The sequence below is a fragment of the Coleofasciculus sp. FACHB-542 genome (genome assembly GCF_014695825.1).
In the GTDB taxonomy this organism is placed as follows: Bacteria; Cyanobacteriota; Cyanobacteriia; order Cyanobacteriales; family FACHB-T130; genus FACHB-T130.
This window is the reverse complement of the sequence record NZ_JACJPB010000057.1, coordinates 154,491-173,477: the sequence shown is the minus strand read 5'-3', so window position 1 is coordinate 173,477 and position 18,987 is coordinate 154,491. Positions and strand designations below refer to the sequence as shown.

Here is an 18,987-nt window from a genome sequence, read left to right as displayed (position 1 = left end):
TTTTCAGGACGTTATCGCAATCGCAGGCAGAGATTTGGTTTGCGCTTAAACCTAATTGCTGGCTTGCTGAACTACGAACTGGCACATGCCTCCTGATTCATGCAGGAGGTCTAATCTCGATCCGGAGTTCCTGTAACTGTTGTTTCAGGCGTTGTTCGCGGGCGTAAATTTCACGCGCCATGCTCTCGAAAACCCGCCCCATCTGTCCCAATTCATCGGCACGACGGGCAACATCTTTTAAACTTTCTAAATCGAATTCCTCAACTTTATCGGAAGTTGTACCAGCAGTAATTTTTTGAGCCAGCTTAGCCATGAGTTTAACTGGCTGAACAACAGTTCGTTTTAATAAGTAATTAATTATAAGCACGGCAAAAGTAAAAATGCCGAGAAAAATTCCGATAATTAGGAAAAAAGAACGGTTGGCTCTCTCAAAAACTTGCTCGGCGGGGACATAGATGACTTGAGCACCAATAATTTCATTTAATTGCCAACCAAAACCGTTTTTACTGCCATAGGTTTTTATCAAATTCTTCGGCGCTGCGGCTGGAGTCGAATGGCAGCGGAGACAACTCTCTTGTTCAATCGCAATCGGTAAAGCTTCATAAAATACTTGCTTGCCAAATAAAGAGCGAAAACCTGAGATTTCTTTCGTTTCTGGTTCGTTGCGAAAGCGGTTTACAATTTTGTCTTCAAAGTTATCTGTTTTATCTAGCAAATTTGTAGGATTCAGAGTAGCATCTTTGTAGAATAAATCTTTATATTCTCCTTTCTGGCGTAAACCTTCAAAAACTTCTCTTACAGAAAAGCTAGGAATTGTTTCAGGAATAAATTCTGGTTGAGCTTCTGCACTCTGCGCTAAGAGAGGACTAATCTGAGTATTTGTATAGTCTCTCAGTGAGTTCATTGTCTCCATGAGAACTACACCTTTAGAGATAATTTCATTTTCGGCTCTGTGCTGAAGTGCCTTAGACAAAGCAATCCCACTAACAACAATCCCAAAGATAAAAACTAGCGATAGAAGTAAGGTGAATTTGGTACCCAGTTTGAATTTATTCAACATGATTATTTTCCTGTTTTATCACAATGAGCGTCCAGTATCTTTGATTACAGGTGTCATTGAGGGCTATAATTAAAGGCTTTAAATGACATCAACGCAAGAGTATTGTTTAAAAGTTCTTTACCCAATACGGCAAGAAATTCGTGCTTCGTAATGCGCGATCGCTGACTATTTCTGGTAGCTATAACTTTATCGCTAATAAATATTCACTGACTGGAGCGATCGCTTGTGAAAATGGACCAATGCGATCGCAGCCAAAGCATCTCGACCGAGTGCGCGGTAGGCAGCATCCAGCAGTTTGGCAGCAGCCTCTTCTCGTTCTGGATTCCCGCCGGAAAGCCAGTGCAAGTCCCGACCGAATGCCAGCGCCTCAGCCGGTTGACCCTCGGCACAAGCTTCTAGTGCTGCCACAATCCAGTCTTGGACAATTGGTGCATCCCCTAAGATAGCGATTCTAATTACTTCAAGATCGCGCTGAGGGAAAGTTTCGGCGCTGAAGCCGGGAATTGCCACCCCCGCACCATCCTCAGTCGCAATCCTGGCACCCAGCGGTGGTTGCTTGTAGGCTTTCTCGTACAGACTTCCCATTTCAGGGCATTCCGCGGTTTCAAACGCCATCACCGCATCGCGGAGTGCTGAGAGTCTAACTCGTCGATGCCGAGAATCGTTGTCATAGCGGTCATATTCCAGCTGAGAGACCGCTTTTTCGATTTGGAAGCGAACCTGTTGGAGCAATGTTTGACAACCGTCATCACAGACGGGAATGCCATCGTTGTTCCAGTAATACATCACACCCGTGGGCAGTTCTCTGGGGTCATCGTACCAAAGACCAAAATGCAGACCATCGCCGCCCCCGTACAGCAAAGTGAGAAACTCCGGCGGATCGCGGTAATAGCGATAATGTAAGCGATGGTCAAGTTCTGGTATGGGTTTTCGCTGCAAACCTTCTTCACTGAATAAATCAAACAAACCGCAAGGTGTTGCAATCCAGTGCATTTCTTGCCGCTCAATCGGAGTTAAGCTGAGCCAGAAAGCCCAGAATGCAAAAACATGGTCGGGTAAGGTCAAGCCGTGGGTTTGTTGTACCAGCGATCGCACAGGTTCCACCAACGCTTGCGCTTTTTGTCGGGCGTCCAAGCGCATCTGCGCAATCGTGGCGGCATCCGGCAGATTTTCCTGACGCCATGCCATATATTCCGCTTTCCAGGAACGTTCATTTGCCGCTTGCCACAGATGTCGCCAGATATCCGTCCAATGACCTGAATCATCAGGACATTCTTTTATTTGCTGACGCGCTGCTTTGTAGAATTCTTCGTGCCGATAGGCGTTTGGCGTCCAGCGTTCTGTTTCTGTTTCCCAGCGTTGTTTTGCCCATGAGACACCATGTTCTGCGATCGCTGTAAAAGATGCTTCAAAAGCATTGAGCAAAGTCTGTCGTTTTACGGCAGCTTTCGCCTCAAATTCTTGACGAAATGCACAGAAAGCAGACCACTCGGCAACTAAATCATCCTCTGGTCGATCCAACTGCTTCAGCCACCAATTATCAAATTCCTCCTGAAGCATCTGGTCGATATCTTTTTCAATCTCGTCCCGGAAACGCGGACGGGGGTCTTCACCCAGTAGCTCGAATTGCTCTTGATTTAGGGTGATTTCTGCTTTGCGACCCAATATTTCGACTTCAACAACAATCTTTTCTCCAGGCTGCAACTTAACTACCACACCCTGAAAATCGCTAAAGGGGCCTGCGGTTATCGCTCCTACGCTTCCTGGTTTGAAATTTTTCATTTCCTCCCTCCTCACAGCATCGCTAAGCGGATGCGGGGTAAGCGCAGCGGTCTTGCAACTAGCACTCCTCGCTTGTCTGAAGTTCTCTTGTCAGGCTCTTAAACCATCTTAATTTTACTCTGATGACTGGCGGCAAATCTAAACTTTTGGGCATCCTTCTGCTAGGCTCGGAATCACTGCTATTGACTTTTTGTTTCCTGTACAGCCACTGACAAGCAATCGAGAATCAGAAATTAAATTTCATTGTTTTATGATTTTTATGATTGTAATTTTAAGTAAAATCTTCTAAAAATGTTGATAATTAAATCAAATAAAATATAATCATTGGTTTATATAGTTTTAATTTAAAAATAGTTGCATTTGTTATTTTCACTATCCTGAAATTAAAAATTTCTATTAATAAAGCTCAACGGTAAATACTGAAGTGCAAGCATTACGGTAACGCTCCGATCGCATCCTTGAGAAGATTAGCAACTCCAAACTAATTTAAGCGTGACCCATCTCAACAATATTTTCCCACGAGGAAAACATTCGTAGGCAATTTCTACCTTCATGCTTAGCTCTGTAAAGCGCTCGATCTGCTTGATGTAATAAATCTTGAGAATCAACTAAATTAACAGCACTAGCGATCGCGCCACCGATACTAATCGTAATGGGTAGCAGCAGATCGTTAGAAATCTTGAAAGGGCATTCGGCGATGCAAGAGCGTAAACTTTCACCATACTCTAAACCATTGTGCAGATTCAGTCCCAGGGTGATGCAGACAAATTCTTCACCGCCATAGCGATACAACAGGCTGCTAGGGCGTGCATTGGATTGTAGTCGTCCTGCGATCGCTTGCAGCACACAATCCCCCACTGTGTGACCATACGTATCGTTCACCCGCTTAAAATGATCCACATCAATCAGAAATACACACAAATAACGGTAGCGAGTATTCGCATCGCGGTTGCCGACTTGCCGCAGCATATGAGGCAATGCCTGATCCATTGCCCGCCGATTTAATAAACCTGTTAACTGATCGGTCAGCGACAAAGATTCTAGCAATTCATTACGGGCAGTCAATTGCTGATTCGCTTGTCGCAGTGCCTGATTCGCTTCGCTCAATTCTTGCGTTAACCGCTGCAATCGCAATCCCGCGCCCACCCGCGCCCGTAATTCACTCATATCAATCGGTTTTGGGAGATACTCATCAGCGCCAGTATCTAAACCCTCCACCCGGTCTTTTACATCCCCACGAATCGTCAGCAAAATAAAAAATGCCAAAGATAATTCTGGATCGGATTTAACCTGGCGGCACACTTCCAGCCCATTGATGACTGGCATCATCCAATCACAAATAATTAGATGAGGGTGTAGCTGCTTTGCTTTCTTTAATCCCTCTTCACCATTCGCCGCTACTATGACTTCATGACCTAGAAGTTGGAGTGAGTTTTTGACGACTAACCGAACGCTAGGATCGTCATCAATAATTAAAATTTTTGACGTGGAACCAAGCTGCGTCCCTCCAGACCGATTGGCGTGAAGAAGGACTGGAGTTTCACCCTCCACCCTCTCCCAGTCAATTATCTCAAACAAAAAAGATTGAATCTTTTGGAAATGATTTTCTATTTGAATTACCAATTGAGTCACTTCCTTAAAGTTTTTTTGTTGGCTCTGAAGTTCTAATCGGTCGGCTAAATTTTTTAATTTGTTGACGCCAACATTCGCACTAGCACCCCGAATTTGATGGGCTTTATGTTCAATCGCTTCAAAATTTTTAGAAAAAGTTGCTGATTTTATCGATGATAAGTTTACTTTTGTATCTTCTAAAAAGGCTTGTAGAATTTCGTTTCGCAATTTCAGATCCCCCAAGGTTATATCGTCTAAGCGATTTAAATCCACCCAGTCATTGACGCTTGACTCGTCCGGGTTAGCACTGGAGTCAACGGGAATAATTTTACTTGTTAAATCTATAGATGAGGAGGCAGATGAGGATGCGATTGCCTGCTTATTTTTAATAATAACTTCAATCCAATTTTCTAATTTAGCTGCCAACTCTTCCTCACGAACCGGCTTAAGTAGATAATCATCCATGCCGACCTTTATACAGCGCTCCCGATTTGCTTTCATGCCGTTGGCAGTCATTGCAATCAAGATTGTCTGTCGCGCATCACCTTCTAATTGACGAATTCTTTGTGCAGTTTCATAACCGTCTAGTATCGGCATCTGGCAATCGAGGAGGATTAGGTCATATTTTCCTTGGGATCTCATCCATAATGCTTCTTGACCATTAGCAGCAACATTTGCTTCATACCCTAACTTCTTTAACTGTTTAAATACAACCGTCTGACTCACAAGGCTATCTTCAACTAATAGAATTTTTAGGTATTCTTGCTTGGTCATAGAAATGATGAATGATTTCACTCTTGCCTAAATGAGCGGAAATTTATTGTCTGTATAATTACTTACATTAGCAGGCAATCTGGAACGTTCCAGCAGTTTCTTGCAATCGGCATTTTTGTGGATGTTAACAGAAAATTTGGGCGATCGCTCTTAGGGAAGCCATAACGAGGCAGGAGATATAGCGATCGCCCTCGATTTGAATAACTTTACAAATATGCATTGCTTTGAATACACCTGTAAAAATTAGAATGCTACCCTTCAAAAACGTAGATGAAAGCACCTTTACCCGAAAACGAACCAGAACGGATTCAAGCGCTACAGCAGTATGAAATCCTTGATACCGCCGCAGAACAGGCATTTGACGATCTGACGCTTTTGGCTGCACACATCTGCGGTACACCAATTGCCCTCGTCAGCTTAGTTGATACGGATCGGCAGTGGTTTAAATCAAAAGTTGGCATCACGGCTCAGGAAACTCCTCGTGACATTGCTTTTTGCGCCCATGCTCTCCTGCAAACCGACCTATTTGTTATCCGCGATGCATCCACTGACGAGCGGTTTGCCAATAATCCCCTCGTGACTTCCGATCCAAATATCCGGTTTTACGCGGGTACGACTTTGATGACGCCAGAAGGTTTGGCACTGGGGACACTGTGTGTCATTGACTCCGTACCGCGAGATTTGAGTCCCGAACAGCGCTTGGCGCTAGAAGCGCTCGGTCGGGAGGTGATGACGCAACTAGAGTTGCGGCGGAATAATCGTGAATTGGCACAGGCGATCAAACAGCGCGACAAGGCACAAGAAGAACAGCTTCAATTCTTCACCCTGTCTCTAGATATGCTGTGTATTGCCGGGATAGATGGCTATTTTAAACGTCTAAATCCATCATGGTCAAAGACTCTTGGCTTCACCAATGAGGAACTGCAAAGCCAACCGTTTATCGAATTTGTGCATCCAGACGACCGGGAAGCAACGATTGTCCAAGCGCAACAACTTTCTACAGGTATAGATACAATTTCTTTTGAAAATCGTTACCGCTGCAAAGACGGCTCTTACCGATGGCTGTTGTGGAAAGCAACGTCCTTGTCCGAACAGCAAGCGATTTACGCAGTCGCTCATGACATTACCGAGCGCAAGCGTCATGAAGAAGAAATGCGGAATACCCAGACATTTCTGAACTCAATTGTCGAAAATATTCCTCATATTATTTTCGTCAAAGATGCCCAAGCACTTAATTTTGTGCGTTTCAATAAAGCGGGTCAAAAATTAATTGGTCGTAACCCTGAAGAGTTGCTGGGAAAGAATGACTATGACTTGTTTACCAAAGAAGAAGCAGATTTTTTCACCGCCACCGATCGAGAAGTCCTGGCAACCGGAAAAATATTAGATATCCCAGAAGAGCGGATACAGACAAAAGATAAAGGTTTAAGAATATTACATACTAAAAAGTTACCGATTTTAGATGCCCAAGGAAACCCACAGTATTTATTAAGAATTTCCGAAGATATTACCAGTCGCAAGCAGGCGCAGGAGGCTCTGCGAAAAAGCGAAGAATGCTTCCGCTTAGTCGTAGAAGGGGTAAAAGATTATGCAATTTATATGCTCGACCCCAAGGGATATATTGTGAGCTGGAATGCGGGAGCAGAAAGGATTAAGGGATATCGAGCGGAGGAAATCATCGGTCAACATTTTTCTTGTTTTTATGAGCCAGGAGAAAATCAACAAGCGATCGCGCAAAGCGAACTAGAAATCGCGATCGCTCAAGGGAATAGCGTTGCCGAAGGCTGGCGCGTCCGGAAGGATGGTTCGCGGTTTTGGGGGCACGCTGTCGTAACCGCCTTATATGATGACGCTGGCAACCTGCGCGGATTCTCCAAAGTGACGCGGGACATTACCGATCGCAAAAAAGCAGAAGAAGCATTAGCGCTGCAAGCCCGTCTCGCTCACTTCCGCGCCGAAGTGGATTCTGCCCTCACTCAAAGCGACACCCTGCAAAGCATTTTGCAGCGCTGCACCGAGGCAATGGTGAAGTATTTGGACGCAGCCTTTGGGCGGATCTGGACGCTCAATCGGGAAGAGAGGATGCTGGAACTGCAAGCCAGTGCTGGGATGTACGCGCAGGTTGAGGGCTTATATCGCCGCGTTCCGATCGCCACCCTGAAAATCGCCAAAATCGCCCAAACTCGCCAACCCTACCTAACCAATTCGGTTGTAGACGATCCTCAGATTCTGGACAGAGAATGGGCAGTGCGGGAAGGAATGGTCGCCTTCGCTGGATATCCCTTGATTATTGAAGGCTCTGTGATGGGAGTGATGGCAATATTTGCTCGTCAACCCCTCAATGAATCTGTTCTCCAATCGCTGGAATTTGCAGCGGACAGGATTGCCCTCTGGATCGAGCGTAAACAGGCACAAGAGGAATTAAAGCGGCAGAACTTGCGATCGCAATTATTTGCCGAAATCACCCTAAAAATTCGCCAGTCCTTACAACTCGAAGAAATTCTTCAAACCACCGTTACCGAAGTCAGAAAATCTCTCGCATGCGATCGCGTAGTGATTTATCGTCTGGCAGCCGATAAAACGGGTACCATCGTCACCGAAAATGTCGTTTCTGGTCTGCCCGCCTTATTAGGGCAAACTTTCAGTGCGGAAATCTTCCCCGAAGCTTACCATGAGGACTACTGCCACGGAAAAATCAGGATTGTGGCTGACGTAGAAAATGCTGAGATTTCACCGTGTCATCGGGAATTTTTGCAGCATTTGGCAGTCAAGGCAAAATTAGTCATCCCGATCTTGCAGAAAAACGAACTTTGGGGACTGCTGATTGCCCACCAATGCACCTCACCCCGACAGTGGTCTAGCTTTGAAGTCGAACTGCTGCAACAACTCGCAGACCAAGTCGGCATTGCCCTGGCTCAATCCCAACTCCTAGAAGAAGAAACCCTCCAGCGCCAGGAACTAGAGATCGCCCGTCACCAAGCTGAGTCAGCTTCTCAAGCCAAAAGCGCCTTCTTGGCAAACATGAGCCACGAAATCCGTACCCCCATGAATGCCGTTTTGGGGATGACTGGGCTGCTTTTAGACACGCCCTTGACTACAGAGCAAAAGGATTTTGTTGAAACGATTCGCATTAGTGGAGATGCCCTGCTGTGCCTGATTAATGAGATTTTGGACTTATCCAAACTAGAGGCTGGAGAGATGGATCTGGAAGTTTTAGACTTTGACTTATCTACTTGTGTAGAAGAAGTCTTAGATTTATTAGCTCCCCAAGCTCATGCCAAGGATCTGGAAATTGCTGCCTTGGTCTATCGCAACGTTCCTACCCACCTCCAAGGCGATGTCGGTCGTCTGCGGCAAATTCTCACCAACCTGATTGGCAATGGCATTAAGTTCACCAACGCCGGTGAAATTGTGGTGAGGGCAGAACTACAATCAGACACCGCCTCCAATTCTCTTGGGAAGGGCGAATCAGAGGACGTGGTAACGATTCGCTTCTCTGTCACCGATACGGGCATTGGCATCACCCCAGAAAATATGAGCCAATTGTTTCAACCCTTTTCCCAGGTAGACTCCTCTGCCACGCGCCAATATAGCGGCACCGGCTTGGGACTGGTCATCTGCAAACAGCTCGTCACCTTAATGGGAGGAGAAATTGGCTTTGAGAGTCAACCGGGGAAGGGAAGCAAGTTTTGGTTTACAGTGCCTTTCAAAAAGCAAGCGGAACGGATAACACCACCCAGCCAAACTTCTACCAATCTAGCGGGACGGCGTCTGCTAGTGGTCGATGACAATGCCACGAACCGCAAAGTGGTTCGCTCTCAGGCGGCGCACTGGGGAATGCAAGTAGATGAGGCGGATGGTGCTGCCGCCGCCATGAGAGTTTTGCAAGAAGCTCTGGAGTGGGGAATTCCCTATGATGTGGCGGTGATTGATATGCAAATGCCCAACGTTGATGGCATTACTTTAGGCGAGCAAATCAAAGGAAATCCCATGCTGGCTAATTTACCCTTGATTATGCTCACTTCTGCCGATCAGCGAGGGGAGGCACAACGGGCGACGAAGGCAGGATTTGCTGCCCATTTGATTAAGCCAGTCAAGCCATCTCGCTTATTGGATACCATTGTCTCCATCTTGGGTAAGCAAGAGGAACAGTGGGACAGAGGCAAAGAGGTAGGCAAAGAAGTAGAGGAGAAGAATTTTTCACCCCAACCTTCCCGAATTCCAATTCCCCAAAGCAAGTTGCGAATTTTGCTGGCTGAGGACAATCTGATTAATCAAAAAGTTGCCCTCAAGCAGCTAAACACTTTGGGTTATGAAGCCGATGTCGCTGCGAATGGGAAGGAAGTCGTAGAGTTATTGGAAAAAATTCCCTATGACTTAGTTCTGATGGACTGTCAGATGCCGATTCTCGACGGTTATGAAGCAACGCGAGAGATTCGGCGGCGACAAGGAGAAGGCTCGCGCCGTACCACTGTCATTGCCCTAACCGCTAACGCGATGAAAGAAGACCGCAAACGCTGTCTTGATGCTGGGATGGATGACTATTTGAGTAAGCCAGTATCAAGGGAACAGTTAGCTGCGGTAATTGAGCATTGGACGAAAGTCATTTTTCAGGATGCAAATCCCAGTAGTGGGAGTGTCGCCACACAGGAAGATGTAGAAACGCGATTCTCGTCTTTACAAGATTTAGTGGATTGGGAACATCTGCATCAACTTTCTGAGGGCAGCACGGAGTTTGAGTTGGAACTGTTGCAAATGTTCTTCACAGAAGTTCAGGCTCATCTGGAATCGGTGAAAAGAGCGATCGCTATCAATGACTTTGATAGTCTTGCAAAAGAAGCTCATCACATCAAAGGTGCGAGTGCCAACGTCGGAGTAGAGGGGATGCGAAGCAATGCCCAAAAGCTGGAGGAACTCGCCTCCCACTACCAACTTGCAGGAACGACTGAGATAGTATCTGCGTTAGAAACAGCGCTCAGCCGCATTCAATCTTGGGTTAAGGAAATTTAAGGAATTGCTAATTGCTAGGAATTCCCCTTTGCTCCTCTGTGGTGATAACGACTTCCTTCGCAAAGGGGTTGTGAAAAAACGATCCGGTTTGAGGTGGCAGCATGGGATCGAGGACAATTTCTGCAAGACTTTTCCCGACACCTGTTAGGGGAATTGCTAGAATCACTCCTAACAATCCCCCCAATTTCGCTCCGAGTAGGAGAGAGACAAAGATAATCACTGGCGATAGACCTGTCAAATTGCCCATAATTCGGGGTGCGACCAAATTATCTTTTATCTGCTGAAGTGCGATCGCTATGGCTAAGACTTGCAGCGCCTGAAACCAATTGATAAACGCTACCACAATCACAACCGTGGCAATTCCTAAAGTTGCTCCGATAAAGGGAATGATTTCCATCAACCCAATAAAAACTGCAAATACTAGGAAGAATGGCACGTGCAATGCCCAAAATGCCAGGGAAAGAGTCGTTGCCATAAACACACCCAATAACACCTGACCCGACACAAATCGCTGCAAATTTCGTTGCAATGATTCTGTCAAACCATCTTTAATTTTGGATGAGAAAATACTCGTCAGTCCCCGCCAAACTCGCTCACCATCAATGAGCATATAAAAAGAAATAACGAGAATTAGAATTAAGTCAAAAAACCAGTTAAAAGTGCCTAATACTAAGCCAAAGCCTCTGGTAGCGATCGCTTGGGCTTGCGCTTGTACTCGTGCCAACAACTCAGAAGCCAAAATTCGCACGTCAAACGGTAAATTGTGTTCGGCACTCCAAGCTTGGAAGGCGGCTAATTGCTGTTGTCCAGACTCTAGGAGCGAAGGTAGATTTGTCACCAATTGCCGCCCCTGATTAAACACTGGCGGTACTACAGTCAGACCAATGAGTACCAGAGTTAAGCCTGCTATTAAATAAACTAAGATTGCTGCCACACTCCGGGGCAAGAAAGTTTGCAAAACGGCAACAGCATAGTTAAGAAAAAATGCAATCAGTCCGGCGGTCAGCAAAATGCTAATCAACTCACCCACATATCTCAGAGCCAAAATCGTCACCCAACCGCTTGTCAGAACGAGCAGCCAAGTGATTAGAAACTGTTGGAGGGGTGAAAAGGCACGATTCATCTTTGCTCTATCTCAATGGGGGAGAGTGGGTCGTAGGACTCCTGCTAAAGTTATTTAGAAAAAACTTTGCTTTCAAGACAGCAGCCGCTCTTTGGGGGCAAGCTGTGAAAGTCTTTGCAGAGGATCTTAAACAATTTAACATCCATCTGCGAGGCAACGATAGAGAGGACGGGGTTTGCGCGTGAAGCGATATACTATTTTGTTGTTTGTCTGCAACAGATAAACTTCTGCCTCCTTTTTTGTAGCCTTAGCAAAGGGATACGCTCTTCACAGCGAAACCGAGATCCCGGACTTCGGAAGAGTTGCCCTAGGATCTCGCTTTCGCTGGCATCTCACAACTCAAATCGGATTGCTATAGCAGTTCTTTTAAGAGCTAACGCTAGTTGTGAGTTTTTATAGGCAATGCGATCGCAAACTCTGTTCCTTGTCCAAACTCCGAAATTACCTCGATTTTCCCCTTGTGCTTTTCAACGATTTGGTAGCAGATGGAGAGTCCTAAGCCAGTGCCTTTACCTACCGGCTTCGTTGTGAAGAAGGGATTAAACAGCTTGTCTTTAATTTGCAAAGGAATTCCAAAACCATTATCTCGAATTCTTACCCGAATATAGTTAGACTTGAACCGTTCCGTGTGAATCAGAATCTGCGATTTTTCGGTTATTATTTTTTTATTTTGGATGGGAAATCCCTTGTTTATTGCTTCCGCTTCTTCCTGTCTCTCATTTTTGCTCTTGGTCTCTTCCAAAGCATCAATTGCATTACTGATAATATTCATAAATACCTGGTTGAGTTGAGCTGGGTAACACTCAACGAGAGGCAAATCTTCATACTCTTTGATTACCTCAATTCCCCGCTTAAGGCGGTGATTGAGAATCAACAACGTGTTTTCTATCCCTTCATGGATATCGACTGGTTTCATCTCAGATTCATCTAGCCGGGAGAAGTTTCGCAAAGACAAAACAATTTGCCGAATACGTTCAGTGCCCATCTTCATAGAAGACAGGATTTTGGTAAAATCTTCCGTAAGGAAGTCCACGTCAATTGCTTCAAGCTCGTGTTGAAGAAGAGGGGTAGGGTGAGGGTACTGCTGCCGATACAGATGTACTAAATTAAGCAGTTCTTGCGTATAAACGTTAGCGTGTTCCAGATTACCGTAGATGAAATTGATGGGGTTATTAATTTCATGAGCGATACCTGCAACTAGCTCTCCCAAACTGGACATTTTTTCAGTTTGAATGAGTTGAGATTGGGTTTGTTGGAGTTCTTGAAGCGCTTGTGTCAATTCCTCGGTTCGTTGTTCTACTCGCTCCTCTAGTGTCTGACGAGCTAACTCTAGTTCGTGGGTATATTCTCCGACCCACTGCACTAGGCAATTTATAGAGGTTGCTAATGACCCCACTTCATCCTCAGTGGTAACTGGACTGCGGAGGTCAAAATTAGATTCTTGAGTGATGGCTCTGGCAACTTGAGTGACTGCTTCGAGGGGACGAGCGATCGCACGAGCCGTAATAATCGCCAACGCCACCGCGATCGCCACTGACAGCAGCATACTCCCAACAATAATTTGCAGCCTTAGTGTCTCGGCTTGCCCAAGCTTGTTTTTTGCTTCTATCTGTTGAGATTCTGCTGTCTCTTTCAGCCTAGTTAAACTCTCTGCTAATCGGTCGAAACTAACAATGATATTAGTCGCTGTTTTGCTTGTGATAGAATTCAAGAACTTTTGCTGCGCTACCGAAATTTCTTCTGTTTTCAAGTTAGCTGGATCAATCTGCCGCCAGAGAAACTTAATTAACTGAGTGTAGGATTCGGTATTGGTTTCATAACCATTCAATAAATTCTTTAAATCTGTAGGCTTTGTTGCTAAATTATCGGGGTAGCTGTCTATAAAAGAGTGGAATTCTGATAATATTTTCTGGCTCCGACTAACACTTGTAAAAAACTTAGCAGTTTCGTAGTCAAACCAAATTGGTTCTCCTAGTACAGTAACCAGCCGCTGTGGGTGCGCTCGCAGTTCACCAACAGCATTTTCTAAGTTACTGAGGAGATTTTGCTGCTTCTCGGCAATTATTAGCTGCTTTTGAGCCTTCTTTTCGTAATAGTCTCCGCTAATTAGACCAATCGTTGTTCCTAAAACCGCTATGCCGATAGCCAAGGAATAACCGTAACCAATTTTTTTGGCTATACTCAAGCGCGGAATGAAGCGTCTTACCCAGTTTGTAGAAAATTTCAAGGTGTTCCCTTGGTTATCTAAGTTAGGCTTATCTGCAACCCCATGTCTTTTGAGATCCATTGAGGAAAGTCTAGAGGTTAAAAAAACAAGAAAAATATCCAAAAATAGTCGCATCAAGCGATTAAAGCTATTGAACAAAACTACCTTGTCCAATAGCTTTATAGACCTCGCGAATCATATTGTAATCAGCATCATTCGCCGGAACTATCTGAGAGCCTTTGTACTTACCTTCCTCGACGGATAAAAGACTTTGAATTAGTTTGTCCTGATTTTTAATTGCGCGATCTCTCATCTCTTTAACGAATTCAGGATCGAGCTTGCTACTGGCAACAAATAAGTCCTTGGGGAGAAGCGGCCCTTTCACGATTAGCGGTAACTCACTCTCAGATAAGCCTTCATCTTGGAGGAATTTCTCATACTTAACAGTAGACCCTCCCCAAGCATCAACCTCACCTTTTTTCAAGGCGGGTAGTCCCTGACTTCCTAACATGAGGATTTTTAGGTCAGATTTAGGATCTAATCCAGCATCAATCAAAAACTTGGTGGGACCCAGATAACCGCTGGTTGAGCCTAACTGCCACATGGCAATTTTTTTACCTTTTAACTGTGCTACTGACTCGATCTTGCTGTTAGCAGAGACACAGATAGCTGCATGGTAGTTTGGTCGAGTGATGCCGATGACAGGAACCGCATTTGTCCTAGCACGCATGATTACATATTCCGAGGGGCCTGTGAGAACAAGATCCAGCTGATCTGACTGTAAGGCGGCGGCGGCGGCGATGTATGTTTCAACGGGAACAAACTCAAGTTTCGTTTCCAGTACCTCCTCTAGTGCCGTCCGCAATCCCCCATAATTACGCTGCAACTCTTCAAGGCTCGGAATCTCGGTTACTGTAAATCGGAGCTTTTCAGGGAAATTTCTGGCATTTGAAGGCGAATCTCTATCATTAGGGTTACTTGCTGCGGTACAGCTTGTGATTAATATTAGGGAATACCAAAAAAAATGGCGTCGCCGCATAATTTTTGCCAACAAACAAATAGAAATAATTCTAACTAATTAAAATTAGATTTTGGTTAAGAATAGGTCGTAAGCTATTTAACTCTAATCGTAGAATAAAGAATTAACTTTAAAAGTCTTATAAAAAGGTTTGTCGTTATTAAAGTTGCAGGCATAAGCGGCTGATTTTCTTGCAGAACGCGAGATTAAAGCCGCCCATATTTCTATGAGTATTAACCTTGGCGATAGCGAAGCGCCGACCTGTCGGTTCGCGCTTGTCTTACTGTAGGCGACGATACGACTTTATGGCGAGAGGAATGCGATCGCTTACACGAACCTCGTGTAGCGACTCCATCGCACGTTGTATTCCTTTGCAATTTCTAACAGCCGATTACCACAACGCTGGCACCGGATCTTCTTCGGGTGGTAGGTCTACCTGCGATGGGGTATAAGGATTGCTGCGGGTTGCAGGTTGTTGTTGTTGTTGTTGCTGTTGCGTTACTGGAGGGGTTGTTGCCGTAGGGGTTACGGTTGGAACTGGGCTAACCGTAGTGGTCGGTGTAGGAGAGGGCGATGGTGTTGTCGTTTGACTACCCGCAGGAACTACCTGCCCCGCACTCTCACTACCGAGGGGGAAGCGCACGCCCACGATACCGCCTAAAAAAATAGCAAGAGCTACTACGAAAATCACGCCTGGGATTATTTGATCGCGCATCGCTCAGCGGTAAAGGCTTACTTTAATTCATCTTAGTCGAGTCAAAAACCCTAAGCTGTTCGCTTAAGGAAATAACTTTGTGTATTTTCACGAATTTTCGGTTAGTGCCACTCACCCCACCGACGGATTTCCAGCCTGCTCCGTGAAAAAGCTCTGTAGCGGCGGGGGTTTCCCATCCATGCTCACCAGCTTTGCGAAGAAAGATGGTTATCTAAACAGCATAGACTTTAGTCTGTGACCATCCTAGTAAGGTTAAATCTAGGGTAAATACTTTTGTACCACGCTCCAGCCGGTTAACGAAACCCAAGCTAATCCCACGAATAACACTAGATTGGTCGCAATATGAACTGAACGCGCCCAAGCCCGGTTGGGATTAATCAGAATTGCACTTCCCGCTGAGAGCAACACTAATACCACCACAGCCCAACCGGCAATCCAGTGCGCCGAATGAGCGAGGCTGCCATAATGACCTAACGTGCCGACAATCCCAATGGCGAGCAGCAGCAAGACGAGAGCCACGAGAATTGCGCCAGTGGCGTAGTGAAAAAGACGCAACCATCGCGGTTGCGAACTTCTTTGCTGACGAGCCGCAAACATCCAACTGCCAGTAACTCCCAGCAATAGGTAGGCTAATATCGACAAGCCCATCGACCATGCAGCAATTTTCCAGAGCCAGAGAAAAGAAGGTAGATTCACTCGTTACTTATTTACATTCAGCTACAGCAGCATCTACTTTTCATCTTAAGCTGTTCGCTTGGTGCAATAGCAATCCTACTTTTAGCGGAGAGATACCAGCCCTTCAGCTCCCCGACTTCGGAAGAGGTGCCCTAGGATCTCGCTTTTACGAATCATAATAGGACTGCTAGATCGCTGAGAAAAAAGAATTTGTCTATCTACGTATACGAGAATTAACCAGTTAATTTCCCTAAAAGCTAATCGCTAATCGCTAAAAATCCTATAAAAAAGAGCTGTCGCTTATGACAACCCTGAAATTACTGAATTTTTTCAGCAAAACTAGCCAATATAAGCGGTTGTTAAAGATTCTACGGTTTCTAAATTTCTCTTTTTCTGGATTTCAAGCTTTCGGGTATTATCGTTGTTTTCTTGATCGTGTAGGTCGATTGTATTTGACTCAGAATCATTGCCTTCACTGATACACAAGCGATCGCAGGGAATGGTATCTGAGAGGATGGCACTTGCCATCATCCCTGTATGAATTTCCAGATTCGCTTCGGGCATTGCTTCAAACACTAAGCGTTGTCCTGGAAAGACAACGCGCTCAAAGTACCAGTTCGGAACGTTAGAGATCCGAGCAATTTGAATGTGGCTTGTAGCATTAACGTAGCAGCACAGAATGCGATCGCTGTTACCAGAAGGAAGGGGATCGAGTATTTGAGCCATAACTGCTGAGGAGCTTTGCGCCACTGCCTAGGATTACCATAACTAAGCTAACATTCGGCGATCCCGGCTTGTTGTAAACACGAATACCAACTGAATATTCTGGTGAGATATCCCCCCAAAGTTAGAGGAAAAAATTCCCGTTTTAGTAATTTTTGCTACTGGCGATTGTAACGGCAATTTTCCGTGCTTAAGCTTCCGACTCGCACTATGACTCCCGGTAAAAATACCTCCCTCACGTCTCATGCCAGCATTGCCAGATGAAAATGCAAGCGAAGCCAAGGTTTTTCCAGGATAAGCAATGAATTGGTGCTGAATTTTGACTTGTTGTTGAGAACCGGCTGCCACTAGAGATCGATTTTGCAGTGTTCGGCTTTCTTTTTTGGCTCCAGAACCAAAATCAGGGCAAGACTGAGGATAGTCAATGTTATCGTAAAGTTATATAAAGACCTTTCAGAATCATTTCATTTATAGATACAGAGGTGCTGCTGTCGCCAGTAATGCCTGCGGGTCAATGGCGGATTCACATCTAGTCGCTAAAGATACCAAACATGGCTCGAATCCTGAGAGCAAGTCATAGCCAGAATAATTTTTGAGAAAGCGATCGCATTTGTCGCTTTCCATCTCAGTAGTAGTAAATTTAGATACAAAAAGACACGATGAATAATCGAATTCTCTACGTCCGTCTCCCCTGCAACCCGATTTTCCCGATCGGAGTGGTTTACTTATCCGATCACGTACACAAGCAATTCCCAGAAGTCGAACAGCGGATCTTTGACTTAGGAACCGTGCCGCCTCTGGATTTCACTGGGGCGTTGGATAAATGTGTCGATGAGTTTAAACCTACACTCCTAGTATTTTCCTGGCGCGATATTCAGATTTATGCGCCCGTGGGCGGCAGAGGTGGCAACCCACTCCAGCACGCCTTTGAGTTTTACTACGCCAAAAATCCGCTGCTGAAATTGCGCGGGGCACTGGGAGGGTTGCGCGTCACCACGGCATACTACACCGAACTGTGGCGCAACCTGGGATTAATCAAACGGGGACTCAAATGCGCTCAAAAATATCATCCAGAAGCCAAAGCCGTTGTCGGTGGTGGTGCTGTGAGCGTATTTTACGAACAACTCGGTAAGAGTCTGCCATCCGGGACAGTTGTTTCGGTGGGTGAAGGCGAAGCGCTGCTGGAGAAAATGCTGCGAGGGCAGGATTTTCGGGATGAACGATGCTATGTGGTGGGAGAGACAACGCCACGCGATCGCATGATCCACGAACGTCCCACGAATATCGAAAAAACTGCCTGCAATTACGACTACATCGAAACGATTTGGCCTGAGTTTCAATATTATCTGCAAGACGAAGATTTCTACGTCGGCGTGCAGACAAAGCGCGGTTGTCCCCACAACTGTTGTTACTGCATTTATACAGTGATTGAGGGCAAGCAGGTACGGATTAACCCAGCCGATGAAGTTGTCGCAGAGATGCAACAACTTTATGACCGAGGGATTCGTAACTTCTGGTTTACTGATGCTCAGTTTATCCCAGCTCGGAAATTTATCGATGACGCCGTTGAGCTATTGCAGAAAATCCTCGACGCTGGGATGAAAGATATCCATTGGGCAGCTTATATTCGGGCAGACAATTTAACGCCTGAGTTATGCGACTTGATGGCAAAAACCGGCATGAACTACTTTGAAATCGGCATCACCAGTGGTTCTCAAGAACTTGTGCGGAAGATGCGGATGGGCTATAACCTGCGAACCGTCTTAGAAAATTGCCGCGACTTAAAAGCAGCAGGTTTCAACGATTTAGTTTCCGTCAATTACTCATTTAATGTAATCGACGAAACCCATGAAACGATTCGCCAAACCATTGCCTACCACCGGGAACTAGAGCGGATCTTTGGTGCAGATAAAGTCGAGCCGGCAATCTTCTTTATTGGCTTACAACCCCATACTCATTTAGAAGAATATGCCTTCGAGCAGAATGTCCTTAAACCCGGATACAATCCCATGAGCATTATGCCGTGGACAGCCAAAAAATTACTTTGGAATCCAGAACCCCTCGGCTCATTCTTTGGGGAAGTTTGCCTGCAAGCATGGCAACAAAACCCCAACGATTTCGGGCGAGAAGTGATGAGAATCCTAGAGGAAAAACTTGGTTGTGCCGACTTAGAAGAAGCCCTTGCGGCACCGATTCAGCCAAAAGAAAAACACCTAGTTACGGTATCTTAGCTTCATAAATAGCTAAGTAGCGATTGCCCACCCTAGCCTGCATTGCTCTTCTTCCCTTG

The 18,987-nt window shown here is 45.5% G+C and carries 13 protein-coding genes and 1 pseudogene; 3 read left to right on the top strand and 11 right to left on the bottom strand.

Going from position 1 to position 18,987, the window contains the following annotated elements; translation table 11 throughout:
* Positions 1 to 96, top strand: a pseudogene (locus H6F52_RS25520) (IS5/IS1182 family transposase); the annotation flags it as partial.
* 1 nt (position 97) lies between these two features.
* Here the strand turns inward: H6F52_RS25520 and H6F52_RS24000 are convergent.
* From H6F52_RS24000 to H6F52_RS23990, 3 genes are all read right to left on the bottom strand, one after another.
* A complete protein-coding gene (locus tag H6F52_RS24000; RefSeq protein ID WP_190536956.1) occupies positions 98 to 1,060 on the bottom strand; it encodes a DUF3365 domain-containing protein in 963 nt (320 codons plus the stop codon).
* A gap of 192 nt (positions 1,061 to 1,252) precedes the next feature.
* On the bottom strand, positions 1,253 to 2,842 hold the full coding sequence (locus tag H6F52_RS23995) for an ADP-ribosylation family protein (RefSeq protein WP_190536955.1): 1,590 nt from the start codon (positions 2,840 to 2,842) through the stop codon (positions 1,253 to 1,255).
* A 486-nt stretch (positions 2,843 to 3,328) separates the two neighbouring features.
* Positions 3,329 to 5,227 (bottom strand): response regulator, encoded by a 1,899-nt coding sequence (locus H6F52_RS23990; RefSeq protein WP_190536954.1) that lies wholly within the window; start codon positions 5,225 to 5,227, stop codon positions 3,329 to 3,331.
* Between the two features lie 270 nt (positions 5,228 to 5,497).
* On the opposite strand from H6F52_RS23990, the gene H6F52_RS23985 reads away from it, so the two are divergent.
* Positions 5,498 to 10,237: a PAS domain S-box protein gene (locus H6F52_RS23985; protein WP_190536953.1), complete on the top strand. Its 4,740-nt coding sequence runs from the start codon at positions 5,498 to 5,500 to the stop codon at positions 10,235 to 10,237.
* 7 nt (positions 10,238 to 10,244) lie between these two features.
* Here H6F52_RS23985 and H6F52_RS23980 read toward each other — a convergent pair whose 3' ends face one another.
* The 8 genes from H6F52_RS23980 to H6F52_RS23945 form a co-directional block, all read right to left on the bottom strand.
* The gene (locus H6F52_RS23980; RefSeq protein WP_190411785.1) at positions 10,245 to 11,360 is read right to left on the bottom strand and encodes an AI-2E family transporter; all 1,116 of its coding nucleotides are present in this window, start codon (positions 11,358 to 11,360) and stop codon (positions 10,245 to 10,247) included.
* 379 nt (positions 11,361 to 11,739) lie between these two features.
* On the bottom strand, positions 11,740 to 13,647 hold the full coding sequence (locus tag H6F52_RS23975; protein WP_190536952.1) for an ATP-binding protein: 1,908 nt from the start codon (positions 13,645 to 13,647) through the stop codon (positions 11,740 to 11,742).
* Between the two features lie 67 nt (positions 13,648 to 13,714).
* Entirely contained in the window at positions 13,715 to 14,620 is a 906-nt protein-coding gene (locus H6F52_RS23970) for a PhnD/SsuA/transferrin family substrate-binding protein (RefSeq protein WP_242034047.1), read from the bottom strand.
* Between the two features lie 355 nt (positions 14,621 to 14,975).
* Positions 14,976 to 15,299, bottom strand: coding sequence for a hypothetical protein (locus H6F52_RS23965; RefSeq protein ID WP_190526401.1), 324 nt, complete (start codon positions 15,297 to 15,299; stop codon positions 14,976 to 14,978).
* A gap of 258 nt (positions 15,300 to 15,557) precedes the next feature.
* On the bottom strand, positions 15,558 to 15,995 hold the full coding sequence (locus H6F52_RS23960) for a DUF4079 family protein (protein ID WP_190411781.1): 438 nt from the start codon (positions 15,993 to 15,995) through the stop codon (positions 15,558 to 15,560).
* 318 nt (positions 15,996 to 16,313) lie between these two features.
* Positions 16,314 to 16,700: a DUF1830 domain-containing protein gene (locus H6F52_RS23955; RefSeq protein WP_190536951.1), complete on the bottom strand. Its 387-nt coding sequence runs from the start codon at positions 16,698 to 16,700 to the stop codon at positions 16,314 to 16,316.
* A 42-nt stretch (positions 16,701 to 16,742) separates the two neighbouring features.
* The gene (locus H6F52_RS23950) at positions 16,743 to 17,045 is read right to left on the bottom strand and encodes a hypothetical protein (RefSeq protein WP_190411779.1); all 303 of its coding nucleotides are present in this window, start codon (positions 17,043 to 17,045) and stop codon (positions 16,743 to 16,745) included.
* Between the two features lie 120 nt (positions 17,046 to 17,165).
* The gene (locus tag H6F52_RS23945) at positions 17,166 to 17,321 is read right to left on the bottom strand and encodes a hypothetical protein (RefSeq protein WP_190536950.1); all 156 of its coding nucleotides are present in this window, start codon (positions 17,319 to 17,321) and stop codon (positions 17,166 to 17,168) included.
* A 35-nt stretch (positions 17,322 to 17,356) separates the two neighbouring features.
* Here H6F52_RS23945 and H6F52_RS23940 point away from each other — a divergent pair, with 35 nt between their 5' ends.
* Positions 17,357 to 18,928 (top strand): photosystem II high light acclimation radical SAM protein, encoded by a 1,572-nt coding sequence (locus H6F52_RS23940; protein ID WP_190536949.1) that lies wholly within the window; start codon positions 17,357 to 17,359, stop codon positions 18,926 to 18,928.
* Positions 18,929 to 18,987: the final 59 nt, after the last annotated feature.

Coding starts and splice junctions, on each gene's coding strand:
- H6F52_RS24000 (WP_190536956.1), bottom strand. CDS start 1,060: ATGTTGAATAAATTCAAACTGGGTACCAAATTCACCTTACTTCTATCG.
- H6F52_RS23995 (WP_190536955.1), bottom strand. CDS start 2,842: ATGAAAAATTTCAAACCAGGAAGCGTAGGAGCGATAACCGCAGGCCCC.
- H6F52_RS23990 (WP_190536954.1), bottom strand. CDS start 5,227: ATGACCAAGCAAGAATACCTAAAAATTCTATTAGTTGAAGATAGCCTT.
- H6F52_RS23985 (WP_190536953.1), top strand. CDS start 5,498: ATGAAAGCACCTTTACCCGAAAACGAACCAGAACGGATTCAAGCGCTA.
- H6F52_RS23980 (WP_190411785.1), bottom strand. CDS start 11,360: ATGAATCGTGCCTTTTCACCCCTCCAACAGTTTCTAATCACTTGGCTG.
- H6F52_RS23975 (WP_190536952.1), bottom strand. CDS start 13,647: ATGGATCTCAAAAGACATGGGGTTGCAGATAAGCCTAACTTAGATAAC.
- H6F52_RS23965 (WP_190526401.1), bottom strand. CDS start 15,299: ATGCGCGATCAAATAATCCCAGGCGTGATTTTCGTAGTAGCTCTTGCT.
- H6F52_RS23955 (WP_190536951.1), bottom strand. CDS start 16,700: ATGGCTCAAATACTCGATCCCCTTCCTTCTGGTAACAGCGATCGCATT.
- H6F52_RS23945 (WP_190536950.1), bottom strand. CDS start 17,321: ATGGAAAGCGACAAATGCGATCGCTTTCTCAAAAATTATTCTGGCTAT.
- H6F52_RS23940 (WP_190536949.1), top strand. CDS start 17,357: ATGAATAATCGAATTCTCTACGTCCGTCTCCCCTGCAACCCGATTTTC.